Below are 16,751 nucleotides of genomic sequence, written 5' to 3'. Positions count from 1 at the left end.
CCCGACTCGCGTGCAACGGTCAACTCTCATCATCGAATATCCACCGTGGCCGAACCAACCGCCTCGACACATCAGAAGACGATCGCCTGCCAACTACCACAGCGTTCCTTGCGCCCCGTCGTACAGGGCTGTCTCGATCGCGTGCTGATCCCAGCCATATCGCAAGACCGCCTCGCGCACCGCTCGTGAGCGTCGAGCACGTTCAGCACGGTCGGCGCCGAACCACAACCGCCGGCCCCCGCCGCGACCCTTACGCCCCATGTCCGCCATGTTCTCAGCGGCCGACGCGAGCACCACATGGGCAGCGAAGGCATCACCATCGCCCGTGTTGACGCACAGCGGGTTGTCACAACGCCGGTGCATCGCCACTTCGTTGTCCTCGAGGCCACGTTCCAGCTCCACAGCGAGCGCGTAACGGTGCGGTCGGACCACGATCTGATGACCGTCTCGAGCTATCCAGAATCGTCCGTAGCCGTCGTCACCGAGTGCACCGACCCAGAGGTGACAGGAATCTAAGTCCGGTCCGTACACCACGCGTTGGAAGAAGCGAGTCCCGTTCGATCTCGTCTTCTGGCGCCCACCGCACAGTGGCTCCGTCTCTGACCTCGCGCCGCTGCTTGCTGCCCGATCAGGAGCCGGAAGCAGCTACAGGCACCTCGGGCATCGGTTCGTTCGCCTCACTGCCGCCCTCGCTCGATCCTTGTGCGGGAGGCGTCGAGTCGTTGTTCTCTTCGGCCAGCTTCACCAACCGGCGCACCATCGCCACGTCCAGATCGACGAGTTCGGAGATCGAGGTCGCGGTCTCGCCACGTCCAGCAACCTGCGCCAGCGACCTGCCCGCCGCGAGTTCGGCCGCAGCCTTCTTCTTTTCGAACTCCTCGTTCGCCTTGGCGATCGCTGCATCACGACGAACAGCGGCCTTGTCCACCTTCTCCAGCGACGCCAACGCGCGCTCGAGGTCGCGTTGGTTGTCGCTTATCCGCTTGAGCAATTCAGCGCGCCGTTCCGACAGCTTCGACCGCGCCTGACTGCGTGCCGAGATCACCTTGGTCTCGTTGTGCACCGCATCCCCCGAACCACTCACTGCGACACCCTTCCCGTCTACAACAACTCACGCCGAGTCTAAACCAGCAGCCCGACCAACCTCGTCGCTTCGCCGGAGCGGTCTGCGACCGCCGGCCACACCGATCTACATCGCACCGTATCCGGGCACCAGCAACAGAAGGAAAGGGACACACCTCTTGCAGTTTTACTGACATTCGGGAATCCCGCTCCCAACCTGCACGTTCGTATCGCTAAGATCGAGCCCGTGATGACCCTCCACGTCCTGCACGCAGCGGACGGCTATGAGTACCTGACGCGTCAGGTCGCCACAGCCGACCGCGAGCGCGAACGTGGAGCAGAACTGACCGATTACTACACCGCGCACGGCACACCGCCCGGCGAATGGTTCGGCTCAGGAGTCGACGGTTTGAACGAGCTTCTGGATGACATCCACGTCGAGAACGCCGACCGGATCTCCGTCGGAGATGTCGTCACCGAGGTGCAGATGAAGGCCCTGTTCGGCGAAGGACTCCACCCGAATGCCGACGCCCTGATCGCAGAACTCATCGACCGGGACGTCCCCTCCGAGGACGCGATCCGGCTCGCTCGACTCGGACGGAAGTTCCCGACCTTCAAGAACAACGTCGAACTGTTCGACCGACACGCGGCCGAAATCGCCGAGTACACCGACACCCACGGACACGCCCCGAGCCCGGACGAATCTGCTGCTATCCTCGACCGTATCGCCGGAGGAATGTTCCAGGACAAGCATGGCCGGCCGGTCGCGAACGAGGCCGAATTGCGGAACTGGATCGCCCACGAGAAGGGCAAAGTCCGCCACCCGGTGGCCGGCCACGACCTGGTTTTCACACCACCCAAGAGTGTGTCGAGCCTGTGGGCACTGGCACCGAACGAGACGCGCATCGAGATCGAGCGCATCGTCGATGCCACGGTGAAAGACACCCTCCGGTGGCTCGAAGAGAACGCCTGCTTCACTCGCGTTGGCCGCAACGGCGAGGAACAGATCGACACCAACGGTTTCGTCGCGACCCTCTACAAGCATTTCGATTCCCGCTGCGGGGACCCCAATCTGCACACCCATGCCGTCGTGTCGATCAAGACCCAGGCCGCCGAAGACGGCAAGTGGCGAGCCGTCGACGGATCGACCATGTTCCGCTTCGCCGTCGCCGCCTCGCAGCGATTCAACGCCGAAGTGATGCAGCGCCTGAGCACCGAACTCGGCCTCGAGCTGACCCACCGCGAGATCGAGCAGGGCAAGCAACCCGTGGTCGAACTGGCCGCCATTCCCCGCGACATGCTCGAGATGTTCAGCTCCCGCCGCAGCGCAATCGAGGCCCGCCGCGACGAACTCGTGGCCGAGTACCGCACCAAGTACCAGCGGATGCCTGACGCCAAGACGATGTATCAGCTCTATCAACAAGCAACCCTCGACACCCGCGAAGGCAAGGCCGACGCGAAATCACTCGCCGAGATGCGCGCAGAATGGCGCGAGAAGGCCGCCGAAATCCTCGGCGGCAACGAGGCCGTCGACCAGCTCGTCCGCGACGCCTTCGCCGCCGATCACGCCCCGAGGCCACAGCGCCGCAGCCTCGACGACGACGCCCGAGCCGTGATCACCAAGCTTGAGTCCAAGCGCTCGCGCTGGCAACTGCCACACATCGTCTCCGCAGTCCAGGCCCACCTCGGCGGTGAGACGTTCCCCGACCTCGACACCTACCGGACGGCAGTCGATCGACTCACCAACCGGGTCGTGGAGTTGTCGATAACCACCCCACGAGTCGAGCTGCCCACGATCCCGAGGCGTCTGCGCCGACGTAACGGCGACTTCGTTCTGTCCCACCACGGCAGCCACAAACACAGCTCCCAGCGCATCCTCGACGCCGAAACGATGCTGGTATCGGCCACCAGCGAACCCACCGTCTTCACCGCTCGCACCGCCTCGATCCACGAGGTGTACGAGACGATGCGCGCCGAAACCGGACGCAACCTCAACGCCGGCCAGCGCACCTTGACCGAGCACTTCCTGCAATCCGGGGCACTGCTGGCCGTCGGTGTCGGACCCGCAGGAACCGGCAAGACCACCAGCATGAAGGCCGTCGTGCAGGCATGGCAGAACGAAGGCCGTCGCGTCATAGCCCTCGCACCCTCCGCAGTCGCCGCCGAAACACTCGGCGACGAAGTCGGCGTCACCGGCCTGACCCTGGCCTCCCTGACCTACCCCTGGCGCGGTCTCATCGGCAGTCGCCCCGGCACACTTCCGGCCGGCATCGACATCGCACCGGGCACGATGCTGCTCGTCGACGAAGCCTCCCTTGCCTCCACCCTCGACCTCGCCGCCGTCGTCGAGATCGCCAAGGAACATGGCGCAGTCGTCCGCCTGCTCGGTGACCCGGCCCAGCTCGACGCTGTGGAGACCGGCGGAATGCTGCGCTATCTGGCGCAGAACACCGACGCTCCCGAACTCGACACCGTGGTCCGATTCGGCAACGACACCGCCCAAGCCGAAAACTCGATGCTGCTGCGATCCGGTGACTCCACCGGCCTGGACCTGATCTACGAACGCGATCTCGTGCGCGAAGGAACGCGCAAAGAAGTGATCGGCCAGGCCGTCGAGAACTACCTCCACGACCTCGCCGACGGCAAAGAATCCATCGTCATGCTGCCCACCCGCGAGGACGTCACGGCAGCGAACATCCAAGTCCAGGCCGTACGCCGCCACGACGGAACCAGCGACGAATCCACCACCGTCGCCCTCGCCGACGAACTCACCGCAGGCCGCGGCGACATCGTGCTCACCCGCAGCAACCGCCGCGATCTGAACCCCTCAGGCGGAAAGAAAGCCGGAGCGTTCGTGCGAAACGGCGACCTGTGGGAAGTGCTCGATGTCGTCTCCGAACGCGGCGCACTGACCGTCCGGCACCTCGAACACGGCGGCGTCATCACCCTGCCGGCCGACTACATCAGCACCCACGTGCAACTCGGCTACGCCTCCACCGTGCACCGCGCCCAGGGCGTCACCGTCGACACCGCCCACGCCATCATCACCCCCGAGATGGACCGCTCCGGGCTGTATGTGGCCGTCACCCGCGCCCGCACCGACAACCGGATCTACGTCCCGGTCGACGTGCCGATCAACCTCGACACCGAGCGTCCGCACCTCGAAGACAAGAACGTCTCCACCGGCCGGATGATCCTCGAAACCGTCGTCGCCACCGACAACGGCCACCGCACCGCCACCGAAGAACTCGCCGAACAAGCCGCCCACGCCACCGACCCGGAGCGGCTGCGCGAGGCATATCTGGCCGCCCAACGCCGCCTCCGCGACGACGCACTCGAGACCGAGATGCGCCGCACCCTGCCCGAACAGATTGCCGCCACAATCGAAGGCACCGAAGGATGGGCACAGCTTCGCCAGGTCCTCGCCGATGCCCATGACCACGGCTACAGCACCCGCACACTCCTCGGACACGCCCTCGCCGAAGGCCCCCTCGCCGGAGCGAAAGACATCGGAGCGGTCCTCGCCCATCGCACCCGCGCCATCGTCGGCCAGTTCACCGAACACTCGACATTGCCGCCGCTACCGATCCGCGACCCGCTACACACCGACGCGGAATTGTACGACTTCGCGGTCGAATGCGCCCGCCGCTACACCGAGACCACCGACCGCGCCGCGGCCGCAGACACCGGCATCGGCGAGGTCATCCGCCGCTACCGCGACACCTCCGCACTGCTCGAAACACAGAGAGTTCGCACCCTTGCCACCGCTGCACTCGGAGAAGAACTCGGTGCCCGCATCGCCGGAGAATCCTCCGCACGACTGCTCGCCCGCCAGCTCCACCGCGCCGCCCAAGCCGGCGTCGACCCGATCAACCTGCTCACCTGGCACCACGAACGCCTGGCCGAAAACGGCGTCGAGACCACCGCGGCCGCGCTGCGCTCCGACATGGCCAAGCCCCTGACCGAGTTGATCGCCCGCCGCAACACCGCATGGCTCACCGAGCACGAAGAGACCATCGCCGAGCACCTACCTACGCTCGCGTTGCAGACCGACGACGAACGAGCCCAGGCCATCGCCGGACGCATCGAACATCTCCACCGCCTCAGCGGAGCGAGCATTGAGGAGGTCGTGGCCGATCTGGCGGAGCGGGCCGGAGCCACCGCCCCAGCGACCGTGCTGCTCGCCGAACTCGACCGCATCGCCGCCGACGGCAGAGACCTCACTAACCCAGACACACCCGAATGGGTCGTCGCGCCCGTATCCGACGCCGACACCATCGACCCCGAACTCGCCGCCACGATCCGCGAGGACTACAAGGCCATCGCCGAGCTCCACCGCGACTACCGCGACCAGCTCACCGACGACACCGCCCCGACCTGGGCACACGACACTCTCGGCACCTGCCCCGATGATCCGGAGCACGCTGCTTTGTGGCGGACTATCATCGCCGACGCGGCCGCCTACCGCAGCACTCATCAGGTTGCTGACCTGGAGACCCTGGCCGGAGTCCGGCCGAAGGATCGCCGTGCCGAACTCGACTGGAAGAATGTCGAAAGTCAACGCGCCCAACTACTTCTGCGACAACAGCATCATGATCAGGCGCCGTGCCCAGTTCCGGAACACTCCAGACGCCCGTACGAGGCTCCGCGTACTGAGCAACGCTATCGGCGTATTTGACCAGGTACTCTTCCGCTGTGGCAGAAGAGGTTTCCAGACCAGTACCCCAGCGACTCAGTGATCAGTTTGCTCCGTGGCTTAGTTCCTCGTCGCCCGATGAGGCGCAGTTCTTCAAGAACGCAGTGATTGCACTCGACGCGAACGTGTTGCTCGAACTCTATCGAATCTCTTCGTCCACCCGAAGAGAGGTACTTGATGTTCTTTCGGTGGTCAAGGAAAGAATTTGGATTCCTCATCAGACGGCGCTTGAATACGCTAGAAACCGCGAAGATGCTACTCGGGACAGTGCTAAAAATGTAAGAACGATAAAAGATACTCTTCTAAAATCTGAGGAGAGTGCAATAAATGAATTCAGAGAGGCAAGTAAGAAATTTGCTAAATTTCGCGAGAAGCATCGGACGGCACGGGAGTGGGACCCGCAGAAGTACGGAATAGATGAAAAGTCTATTGGAGAATCCATAAAGGTATTCCGAAAGGAATTTCTGAAAGAGATCGAAGAAATTTCAGGGGAGGTCGATCCGATATCGGCGGATCCAGGTGGTGACAGCATCCTTAGGGAGTTGGATGAGCTACTTGAGGGGAGAATTGGAGAGCCGTACTCCTCCTTCGAACTGCAGAAACACGTCGAGCATGCAATTAACTTCAGGTACCCGAACGAGATCCCTCCGGGGCACGAAGATCGGGGTAAAGGGGAGGATGTTCGGCAAGCCGGCGACTATTTAGTATGGCGCCAAATCCTTGATTATATGGCTAAAATTGAGGATTGCGATGAGAAGCTTGTAATCCTCGTTACAAACGATTTTAAACGGGATTGGTGGGTTCTTGGAGGGGGAGGCAAACTGTTGCGCCCCCGGGAAGAACTGATCTGTGAGATGCGGGACGAGGCGGGAGCGGAACTCCTGTTGCTCTCTATTAGCGACCTTTTGAGTGGGGCGAGTAAGTATCTCAAGCAGCATGTTACTCCAGAGGCTGTCAGTGAGATGAATGATAATGAACAAAAAGTGGCCACGTACGTTTCTGGGGTGCTGTCGGGTTTCCTGGAGGAGCTCAGGAAGTCTCAGGACGTGGAACTCTCCTCGGGTTTCCTGGAGGAGCTCAGGAAGTCTCAGGACGTGAAGTTCTCCTCGGGTTTCCTGGAGGAGCTCAGGAAGTCTCAGGACGTGAAGTTCTCCTCGGGTTTCCTGGAGGCTCTCAGGCGTTCGCAGTCTGCTTTGGAGAATCCGGAAGTAGCGAAGGCTGTGCATGATGCACAGAACGCTGCGGACACAGAGTCTGATCTATCGTCCATGGAGGTTCTCAGCGAGGACGATGAAGTGGACCCCGAGCAGTAGAAATTCAACAAGACACGGTCTCGACCTGCATACGTGAATGCTAGGCCGAGACCGTGTCTCGTTGTGGTGACCGGCTACGGCGCCTGGGCGGGCACTTCCGACGCCCGGCCACCACACCGAGGACAGGCGGGTGGTGAGTCCGGCCTGGTGCTCCTCGGTAGTCTCTAAGTCCGCGCGTACCCCTCTGTATCGTCGGACCACTCCCAAACGTGACCGTCATACGAGACCGGCCCGAACTCGTCGTCAGGATCGACAGGTTCGGCATCGCCCGAGTCCTGAGTTAGGACATTACTGACGGGTAGACCCTTTGCCGAGGCTTCCACCTGCGCATTCACGGCGTTGCCGAGGCGGATCGGGACACTAAGCAGGTAGGTTCGGGCGGTGGCATTCGTGCGGAAAGTGCGCACCGCATCCGGGGCGGTAGCGGTGCAGGTCGTGCGCAAACACCGCGGTGGACACGAGATCCTCGCCCACGTCGGGTCCGCGCACACCGACGTCGAGCTGGGCATTCTGCTCGAACGAGCCCGCCAGTTCCTGCACGGCGATCAAGGCATGCTCGATCTGGATGTGCCGACGCCCGTCGAGCAGATCGCCGATGTTGCCGACTGGCGAACCGGTCAACTACCCGGTCCGACCACGAGCAACGGCGGCGAACTCGCCGGCGCGGGACGAACCGTGCGCACCAGCGCCCGGTTGCTCTATGACGTGCTCACCTTCGTCTACGACCGGCTCGGCCTCGACATCATCGACGATGCAGTGTTCCAGGATCTGGTGATCGCCCGGATCGTCGAACCGACCTCGAAGATCGATGCCCTGCGCGTCCTCGATGACCTCGGTTCGAATCCGGTGTCCTACAAAACGATTCAACGCCACCTGGCGCAGGTCATCACCGGTGACTACCGCGACCGGATCGCCCGCCGCTGCTTCGAATACGCGGCCACCACCGGCGGATTGGGGTTGCTGCTGTTCGACGTGACCACCTTGTACTTCGAGGCCGAGAAGGAAGACGACCTGCGCAAGGTCGGATACTCCAAGGAGCGCCGGGTCGATCCGCAGATCGTGGTCGGGCTGCTCGTCGACCGCACCGGCTTCCCGCTGGAGATCGGGTGTTTCGAGGGCAACAAGGCCGAAACCCACACCCTGGTCCCGATGGTGCGTCAGTTCCAGGCCCGCCACGGCCTCGAGGGTGTGGAGATGGTCATCGCCGCCGATGCCGGCATGCTCTCCGCATCGAACCTGACCGCCCTGGACGACGCGGGCCTGAAGTTCATCGTCGGCTCCCGGGTGACGAAAGCACCGGGTGATCTGACGTCCCATTTCCATTGGAACGGTGATGTATTCACCGATGGTCAGATCATCGACACCGTCACGCCCCGGCACGCCCGCAGCACGGTCAACACCGTGAAGAGACGAGCCGAACCGATCTGGAACCCGACCCGGGACACCACCTCGTGGCGGGCGATCTGGCAGTACACCCGCAAACGTGCTGTCCGCGACAACCAAACATTGAATGCGCAGGAAGCGCGGGCCCGGTCGGTGGTCGACGGCACCCGGAAGGCCAAGGCCACCCGCTTCGTCAAGACCACCACCGCAGGTCAGCAGGTCGATGATGTCGCGCTGGCACGAGCCCGGTCCCTCGTCGGACTCAAGGGCTATGTCACCAACATCCCGCTCACGCTCATGGAACCGGGCGAGGTGATCGGCAAGTACCACGACCTGTGGCATGTCGAGCAGTCGTTCCGCATGTCGAAGACCGATCTGCGGGCACGGCCGATGTTCCACCGCACCCGCGACGCCATCGAGGCGCACCTGACCATCGTGTTCGCCGCCCTGGCCGTCGCTCGTTGCGCCCAAGACCAGACCGGGGTGGCGATCGCGAGGCTGGTCAAGCAACTGCGGCCGCTGCGGACCTCCACCATCGCCATCAACGGTGCCGTCCAGGACTTTCCGCCGCAGATCCCACCCCCCGAGCTGGAGATTCTCACCCGTCTCGGGTTCGAATCGGGACACTAAGCCAAATGTCCTAACTCAGGTCTAAGTCCGCGCGTACCCCTCTGTATCGTCGGACCACTCCCAAACGTGACCGTCATACGAGACCGGCCCGAACTCGTCGTCAGGATCGACAGGTTCGGCATCGCCCGAGTCGACCAGATCGACCATCCGCGCAGCGTCGATCACCGCCGGCCCCGCCCCGTTGCTCGAGTCCGGGAGTGACACGGTCACAGCGACCCCTGCTGCGATAGGGGTCGGTCGCGCCGCGATGTCGGCCGCGATCCATTCCCGCGCCCCCTCGAGCAGCGTGACCTGCACGGTCGGCGGTTCGCAGCGCCCGTCGATACAGTCGCCGAACTCGTCGGAGTTGGCCGCCAGCCGTTGCAGAAGCGGTTGATAGACCTGGTAGTGCCAGCTTCCCGGCGACCACGAATGCACCTGACCGTCGCCGAGTTGTTCGTAGGCGACCTTGTGCGCCGACATCGCCGCCGTCAGTTCCTCGACCATCTTCGGGTGCCGATACCAGCAGCCCTTGATTCGATCGGTGAGCCGGTAGCAGCTGCGAAACCACTCCACCCAGTCGATCAACTCGTCCCACAACTGTTGGGCTTGTTCCTGGTCGAGATGCCGCCACGACAGCCGGCCGGGCGTGTACCCGCTCATCCGAGCACCACTTCCCCGCCCGTGCGGGACCAGGCCCAATCGGGCAGCTCCCCCGTCTCGCAGACCCAGTTGTAGACCTCTTGAGAGTCGAGCACCCGCTTTTTCCAGTGCGGAATGTCCCACACCAGCGGGAGATGGATCCGCGCCGGAGCCGCACCCCGGTAGATCATCAATGCCTGGTCAGCGGGCATTCCGCGAATCTCCGGGGCGGTCATCACCTTCGTCTGCCGAGGAGCCTGGGTCGGAGACCACCACTGTTCGCGCTCGCCGGTCAATCGGGAGATCTGCTCGAGCTCGTTCACATCACCGAGGCCGGGCAGGATGATCCGCACTGGCGAGTTCGTCGTGAACATCTTCCCCGCGCTCGGACCCCATCGCCGGATGTTCTGCTCCTGACCGTGGCAGAACGCCCAGATCGAGATTCCTCGCCCGGCGCTGTCGGATACCTTGTCGGGCAGATCCGGGATGGGCGCGACATTGTTGACCTCATCGAGAATGAACCGCACCGGAGGGTCGATTCGCTCCTCTGGGTACTCCCGCGAAATCTCTTTGGCCAGGTAATACGCCTCCGCCGCCAACGCCGTGACGATCGGTGCGCTCGAGCCGTAGGAGCCTTCGGAGATCAGATACAGCGTCCCGCCGTCGCGGATGAGCTGCGCGAGGTTCACCGACTCGTCGGCGGTGACGTTGACTGCCGCCATCAGCTTCGGTGAGGCGAGGGGATCGAGCAGCGTCGAGACCGTCGACATCACATCGTCGACCGAATCCGATCCCGAGCCGCCGAGCTGCGAATACTCCACGCTCCACGTCGGCAGGTCCCGGTCCAGAATCTCCTTGACCTTCGGCACCTGCCGCTGCATTGCCCAGCGATAGAAGGTGGTCACATCCCCACCGGACACCGCCGCCGCATACAGACAGCACCGCAGGTACTTCGCTGCGTTCGTCGAGAAGTACCCACTGTTCTTGGTATCGCCGAGGGGAACAGCCTGAACCAGCGCATCGGCACGCCGGATCGCCGTATCCGGGTCATCGCAGCCGGCCAGCAGGGACCATCGCATCGGCGTCGGCCACCGCGTGATGCCCTCGGGGTCGAACACCTCGACCGGGCCGGAGACCAACCGTTGCCCTACCGTCGACCACAGCAGATCAGGTTTGGTGGTCGTGGCCAGCACGAACCCGACCGATTCGACGATCCGCTGCCAGGCCAACCGCCAGCTCTTGCCCGATCCGGTCGGACCCTCGACCAGCGTGCCGTCCCGGTACTGGACGAACACCTCGGCATCTTTGCCGTGCTCGCCGTAGAGCGTGCCGATCCGGGTCGCCACCTGGTGCGCGTCGATCTTGCGGGCCGGAGTATCACCCAGGCTCGCCCGGTTCGTCTTCGCGGCTTTCACTGCGCTCTTGCGATCGAGGCCGCGCTGACGCAGCTCCGTCCGGTCCGCGAACCCTTCCTGGCGCGTGCGCTTAGCGCGCTGACGTGCCGAAACCTTCCCGTCGATCACGAGGACGACGGCGATATAGACCAGCATCGCTGCGATCAGGCACACCCACACCGCGACCGCCGAGCCCGGCCGCGAGTCCTCGGACCAACCCACCGTCGGGTCACCCGGCGTGAGCACCAACGCCCGCAACACCGACAACGTGCCGTGCAGCCCTTCCGGGAACACCGGACCCGCCCCGGTCACCAGGCCGGCAACCGCGCCCCCGGCGTACACCGTCCACAGGACCCCGCCGATCACCACGACCACCAGGCCGGTACCGACCGGAATCACCGGCTGTGTCGGCCGCTGCTGACCCCGCTCGTTCACTGCACCGCCCCCACCAGCTCGGCCAATTCCTCGGCATCGAGAGTGTCCGGGAGCCGGGTCTGCCCGACCAGCGTGCTCGCCTCACCTCGAATGACCTCATCGGTGTCGGTGAGGGTGATCTCGAGCGGGGACCGCTCGTGCTTCATCAGCACCGGATCGGACTTGCCCATCACCACGAGACACTGTCCCTTGTGCATCGACATCAGCAGATCGACGCAGTATTCGGGCAGGTGGTACATGCGAACCGTCTGCTCGGCATCGTCCACCCGATCCTGTCCGTACAGGAACACGATCCCGGCTTCCTGCATCAACGCTCGAGCCGGAGAATCCGCAGGTAGATCGGCGATGTGATGGAACGCTGAGACCGTGGACAGGCCCAGGCCGCGAGAGAGCTTCATGTTGTCGCGGAAAACCCTCCCGGTCGAGCCTTCCGCGATGTGCCAGCCTTCCTCGACGATGAGAATGGTCTGCTTATGCTCGGATGCGCGAGCGGCGAGAACATTCGACAGCCACGTATTGATGACCGTCATCACCACCCGCAGCGCCGGTCCCTTGTTGGGCAGTTCGGACACGTCGAAGTGCACGAGCGGATGGTTGAGCGCATGACGGACATCGACCGAGGTCGGCTGATCGACCAACCCTCGCAGATCCCCTTCGCAGAGCTGCCGCAGCGCCAGGCCCGGATCACGACCCCACCGGCACGCTTCCTTCTCCCACACCTCACCGAAGGTGACCGTCGCTTCCTCCGGCGTCGACAGCAGCAGATCGGCGACATCACGCAGGATCGGTTCGGTGCCCTCGCTGCGGGCACGTTCGTTGACCAGTCTCAGCGCCAGGTTCAGCGCCGCGATCTCCGTCTGCACCAACGTCCGCTGCATGGTGTCCTCGAGTACCGCGGCAATCAGCACTTCTTGACCGGCCGGCACGATGCCACCAGAAGTGGTCACCGACGACGAAATCGCCGGGTCCATGATGTTCAACCGCGCACCGTCACCGCCGGTCTTGAACCTGATCGACGGCACCCCCAGCGACTTGGCGAGCTCGGTGTACTCACCACCGCGATCACCTTGGCGCTTCTTGTCGATCACCACGACCTGGCGGCCGGCCGCGATCTGCCGCAATCCCAGGGTGGTCTTGATCAGTGAGGACTTCGCCTTGCCGATGTCACCGACCACCGCGACGTTGATGTTCTCGATCTCACTTCCGTACAACGCGAACGGATCGGTGATGACCAGCGCATTCGACATCAGGTTCCGCCCGGACACGAGACCTTCGTGCCGTACGTTCTTGCGGGTGGTCGCCAGATTCAGCGCTTCGGCCTGGCGGGTCGTCGACCACACCCCTTCCGGGCGCGGCTCGTACCATCCCCACCGGTCGAGCCATTTGTTGCGCTTCGGCGGATGTCGACGAGGAACCGTCGGCGTGTCCGCCTGATCTATCTCCGGAGCGGTCGGCGCAGGCGCAGCGTCCTTTTTGCGGCTGCGTAGTGACGGCATCAGACCCCCTTGGCCCGGGTGTACTTGGTGGCCGCGAGTCCGCGGCCGAGCGGCAGAGTGAGGAATTGCGCGACATCGTGGCTGTCGTCGAACCAGGTGAACTCTTTGATGGCGGCTTGGTCGGCGGCCTGCTCGAGCCGCGCACACGCTCGCATCACCGCATCCTCATCCGGTGCGGTGACCGACACTGCCATCGACCAGATCACCCCGTGGTGTCCCGAGCCCGGCTTGAGGTCTTCGCGGCGACGCAGTGATGCCGACGCCATGACCTCCGATGCACCGTCGGTGACCTGGCCCTTCTTTCGCTCCTTGTACTGGCGTGCTGCATCCTCGGTCGCGTCCTTGCGTGCCACCTGGCGCGCTTTGACCGCATCGACGAAATCCATCCGCACCTTCACCGTGCGGATTGTTGGCTGGGCCGGAATCCCCTCAACAGGATCGCCGGGGTCCGGGTCGACGCCGGTCAACAGCGGCGAGAGCCATTCAGCGTGCAGCGGGATCGGTTCGATCGAACCGGGCCGGATCAACCCGACTCGGGTATCCCATCGGTCGGACACCCGTGTCGACAGGTCTCCGCCGACATACGACGGCCAGCAGTTGCCCCAGTTCGCGCCACGATGGGCATCGAGCGCATAGGACGGATCGAGCATCGAGCGGAACACCGCACAGGCACGTTGTTGGCCGAGCACCTGCACCTGTCCGAGCCGGGCCGAGGTCAGCGCGCCGACCGCCCGCATGGTCTCCTCGACGATGACCTGGCCGATACCGGCCTTCGTCTCTACGCCCTTACGCTTGGCGACCGCTCCGGCCGCCGACAGCAACTCGACCGACTTCGGGAAGATCAGCGTGGCGTAGCAACGATGCTCTTCCGACTCCGGGGCCAGACCGTCGATGAGCTGGCCGTAGGACTCGACCGCAGGCATCACCCGGTGTGCATGAGGATTCGCACGCACCACCGATTCCATCCACGCCACGTGCGGAGTCAGATCGGCCGGCACCGAGCGGTGCACCATCTCCAGCCCTCGAAGCAGCGAGGATCGGCGCGCGAACGAGGCCAGCGTGCGCGAGAACGCCTGCGAGGTCACTGCCCATTCCTCCGCGCCGCGGAGTCCTTCGGCGAGCCCTTGAATCGACAGCACCACCGAGTAGTAGTTGTTGTCACCAGGCGTCCGGTGCTCGAGGATGAACATGTCATCGAGACCTGTATCGGTCAGATCCAGCGGAGCGACATCTCCGAGCGGCACCGGGAACTCCCAGCCCGGATCGGCTCCGAGCACCCCGTACAACTCATCACCGGGTGCCCGATAGACGTGTTCACCGTGCTTTCGCCGCCGCCGATCCCGGATCCGGTGCAGTTTCTCCCCCGCCCAAGACCGGCGACCGTTGATGTCGGTCGTCGCCCACAGCGTGCCGCCCACCACCGCAAGGACACCGGCCAGTGTCCAGATCGTCGATCCGAAGAAGACGAACAGGAACATCGAGACCATCAGCGCCGCTGCATAGGCGAACAGCACCGGTTCGGGAACGGGGATCAGTCCTCGGCGAGCGATTTCCGAGCCGAGGATCGAGGTGCGCTGCTCACTGTCACTCATCACTGATCTCCCATGTTGTCGGCTCGTTCAGGAGCGTTCTGTGCCGCCTGGGCCGCCTTGTTCAGCGCTGCGCCGCCCACGGTCCCGGCCACGACAGCCGCTCCCACCCCGGCCGAGGCGACCGTGCCGGAGATGCCCTTGGCTGCCCCCATGAGCTTGCGAGTGCTCGCCCCACCGTGCCACCCACCGCTATGACCTGCGGTAACACCCGAGTGCTGGTGGGAGGTCGACCCGGCGGAACTATGGGACGTCGACCCGTTCGAGGTGGAGGCCCCTCCCCCCACCAACGCCCCGCCGCCGACAGGATGGGAGTGAGCCGCCCCTGCGGAACGGGCCGCAGCGACCTCACCCCCGCCACCACCGCCGCGGGCCATCATTGCCATCTGCGCGGTCTGCAAAGTGCCGCCCAGCCCTTGTCCGGTCGCCGATCCGGTATCGCCGAAGCCTTCCGAATCTTCACTGGACGGCATGAACGGGGCGTACTTGAGCAGCGACCACGGAGCGAGTCCGACCAGTCCGATGCACACCGCCGACATCGCCAAGGCGCCAAGCGATGCGAGGTCACCGTCGACGTAAGCCCCCGCGCTGCTGTCGATCAGCACCGTGGCCAAGAACCCCAGACCGAGGAAGATCACCGGCTTGGAAAACACGATCGAGATGAACACGAAGATCGGGCGCATCGCCTTCTTCCGCAGGTTCGGATGCACCCACAATCCGAACGCGACACCTGTCAGGCCAGCGAGGATCGGCAAGGCAGCGGCGTGCATCAACATGCCGAAGAACAACGCCAGCGACCCGAGAAACAACAACCCGAAGAACACGATGCCGGTCAGAGAGCCGCCGACGACGGTGTCGTTCGTGATGCCTCCGAGCATTGCCGATACGGACACCACCGCCTGCTCCAAGTCCTGCTTGAGCAGTCCAGACAGGGAGGTGGTCAGCGCGTGCGAGAGCTGGACCAGCATTTCGGCGGCGGCCGGGGCGAACATCATCGACAGCACACCCAACGGGGCGTATCCAATCAGGCTGTGCGCCAGTTCCATTCGTGTCGATTTCTGTGCGGAGGTTCGGTAGATCGTGAACAGTGCGGTGATCGACATGACGAACACCCCGATTCCGCAACTGACCGCGTACCACCGCAGGAAACCTTCATCCCGCGGGTTGAACTCGTGGATGTTCGCCAAGCCCTCAAGGACCGAGGTGGTCAGCGATACCGCGCTTTCCTTGGTGCTGTTGGCCCAGTCGTCGATCACGCTGCCCGGATCAGCGATGAACGCGACCACATCACTGGCCTTGTCGACGGCCGCCATACCGAGGCCGACGCCGAGCTGGATCTGAAGCGGCGTGGCGGCCTTGAGGACCACACCACCGACTCTGGCGAGATCGAGGAACCGGTCAGCGAAGTCCTTGTTCTGCTCTTTCCAGTTCCAGATGCCGCCGAACATCGCCCCCACCCGCGTGTTCCAGGCGCGGCACTGTACGAGTTCATCCGGCCCTGAAGTCTTGTCACAGTCGAGGAAATAGGCCCTGTTGCACAGCATCTCGTGGTCGCTGCACGGATTCTCAAAGATGTCGTCCGGCAGGTTGTCGACCCATTTCTGTTGCTTCATCACTGCGATCGAACCGGCGTCGGGTGCTGCCGCCCAGGTAAATCCCCAGTGGTTCCCGCCCGGCTCGGACCACTTCGCCAGATCCGCAGCGCACACCTTGGCCGAGGGCGAGAACTCCGGGTCGCCACCGGGGAAGGATGCCGGCCAGGTGGTCGGAGCCTTGCCGTCGAGCACCGCTTGCTTCGCTTCATCCTCCGAGACGCCCATCAGCTCGGCGTACTGCGCGATGCGCTGCGTCACCGGGGACGCCCAGTAGAGAATTTGCTGGTCGAAGCGGAGGTACTGCGCGAGGTACTGCCCGAAGTCGCCACCCTTGTCCGCGCACGCCGGATCGGTCGACCACCCGGCCGCCTCGAACTCCGGGTGACCGGGAAAGAACTCCTTGAGCTCGTCTGGCATCCCGGCAGGCCACCCTTCGGCAGCGCCACTGAGCTGCTGCGCCCACGCGGGAATCGCACTCGAGGCCAACGCGAGCACTGCCAGCAGCACCGCAAGAAAAGTACGGACAAGGGGTCGCAT

10 protein-coding genes are annotated in these 16,751 nt (G+C 64.0%); 3 read left to right on the top strand and 7 right to left on the bottom strand.

The genetic code is table 11. From position 1 onward, the window contains the following. Window positions 1–93: 93 nt before the first annotated feature. Both BLV31_RS24045 and BLV31_RS24040 read right to left on the bottom strand, forming a co-directional pair. A complete protein-coding gene (locus BLV31_RS24045) occupies window positions 94–402 on the bottom strand; it encodes a hypothetical protein (protein WP_248846309.1) in 309 nt (102 codons plus the stop codon). A 226-nt stretch (window positions 403–628) separates the two neighbouring features. After that, a complete protein-coding gene (locus tag BLV31_RS24040; protein WP_248846310.1) occupies window positions 629–1,045 on the bottom strand; it encodes a hypothetical protein in 417 nt (138 codons plus the stop codon). 267 nt (window positions 1,046–1,312) lie between these two features. On the opposite strand from BLV31_RS24040, the gene mobF reads away from it, so the two are divergent. From mobF to BLV31_RS24025, 3 genes are all read left to right on the top strand, one after another. Then, window positions 1,313–5,740 (top strand): MobF family relaxase, encoded by a 4,428-nt coding sequence (gene mobF / locus BLV31_RS24035; RefSeq protein ID WP_064061818.1) that lies wholly within the window; start codon window positions 1,313–1,315, stop codon window positions 5,738–5,740. Between the two features lie 17 nt (window positions 5,741–5,757). After that, a complete protein-coding gene (locus BLV31_RS24855; protein ID WP_139193021.1) occupies window positions 5,758–7,071 on the top strand; it encodes a PIN-like domain-containing protein in 1,314 nt (437 codons plus the stop codon). Between the two features lie 381 nt (window positions 7,072–7,452). Next, window positions 7,453–9,084 (top strand): IS1634 family transposase, encoded by a 1,632-nt coding sequence (locus BLV31_RS24025; protein ID WP_064062013.1) that lies wholly within the window; start codon window positions 7,453–7,455, stop codon window positions 9,082–9,084. Between the two features lie 21 nt (window positions 9,085–9,105). Here BLV31_RS24025 and BLV31_RS24020 read toward each other — a convergent pair whose 3' ends face one another. Genes BLV31_RS24020 through BLV31_RS24000 form a run of 5 tightly spaced genes read right to left on the bottom strand, consistent with a single transcriptional unit; the run spans window position 9,106 to window position 16,751 of the window. Next, window positions 9,106–9,726 (bottom strand): hypothetical protein, encoded by a 621-nt coding sequence (locus BLV31_RS24020; protein ID WP_064061418.1) that lies wholly within the window; start codon window positions 9,724–9,726, stop codon window positions 9,106–9,108. Next, window positions 9,723–11,534: a type IV secretory system conjugative DNA transfer family protein gene (locus BLV31_RS24015; protein WP_064061417.1), complete on the bottom strand. Its 1,812-nt coding sequence runs from the start codon at window positions 11,532–11,534 to the stop codon at window positions 9,723–9,725. The genes BLV31_RS24020 and BLV31_RS24015 overlap by 4 nt, the downstream gene beginning before the upstream one ends. Next, the gene (locus tag BLV31_RS24010; RefSeq protein WP_248846281.1) at window positions 11,531–13,030 is read right to left on the bottom strand and encodes a putative type IV secretion/conjugal transfer ATPase; all 1,500 of its coding nucleotides are present in this window, start codon (window positions 13,028–13,030) and stop codon (window positions 11,531–11,533) included. Before BLV31_RS24010 ends, BLV31_RS24015 begins: the two co-directional genes overlap by 4 nt. Then, the gene (locus BLV31_RS24005) at window positions 13,030–14,622 is read right to left on the bottom strand and encodes a hypothetical protein (RefSeq protein WP_064061415.1); all 1,593 of its coding nucleotides are present in this window, start codon (window positions 14,620–14,622) and stop codon (window positions 13,030–13,032) included. The genes BLV31_RS24010 and BLV31_RS24005 overlap by 1 nt, the downstream gene beginning before the upstream one ends. Continuing rightward, on the bottom strand, window positions 14,622–16,751 hold the full coding sequence (locus BLV31_RS24000; protein ID WP_064061414.1) for a hypothetical protein: 2,130 nt from the start codon (window positions 16,749–16,751) through the stop codon (window positions 14,622–14,624). Before BLV31_RS24000 ends, BLV31_RS24005 begins: the two co-directional genes overlap by 1 nt.

This window comes from Rhodococcus pyridinivorans (assembly GCF_900105195.1).
Classification (GTDB): domain Bacteria; phylum Actinomycetota; class Actinomycetes; order Mycobacteriales; family Mycobacteriaceae; genus Rhodococcus; species Rhodococcus pyridinivorans.
The sequence above is the reverse complement of the archived record's forward strand: the minus strand, read 5'-3'. Positions and strand labels throughout refer to the sequence as shown.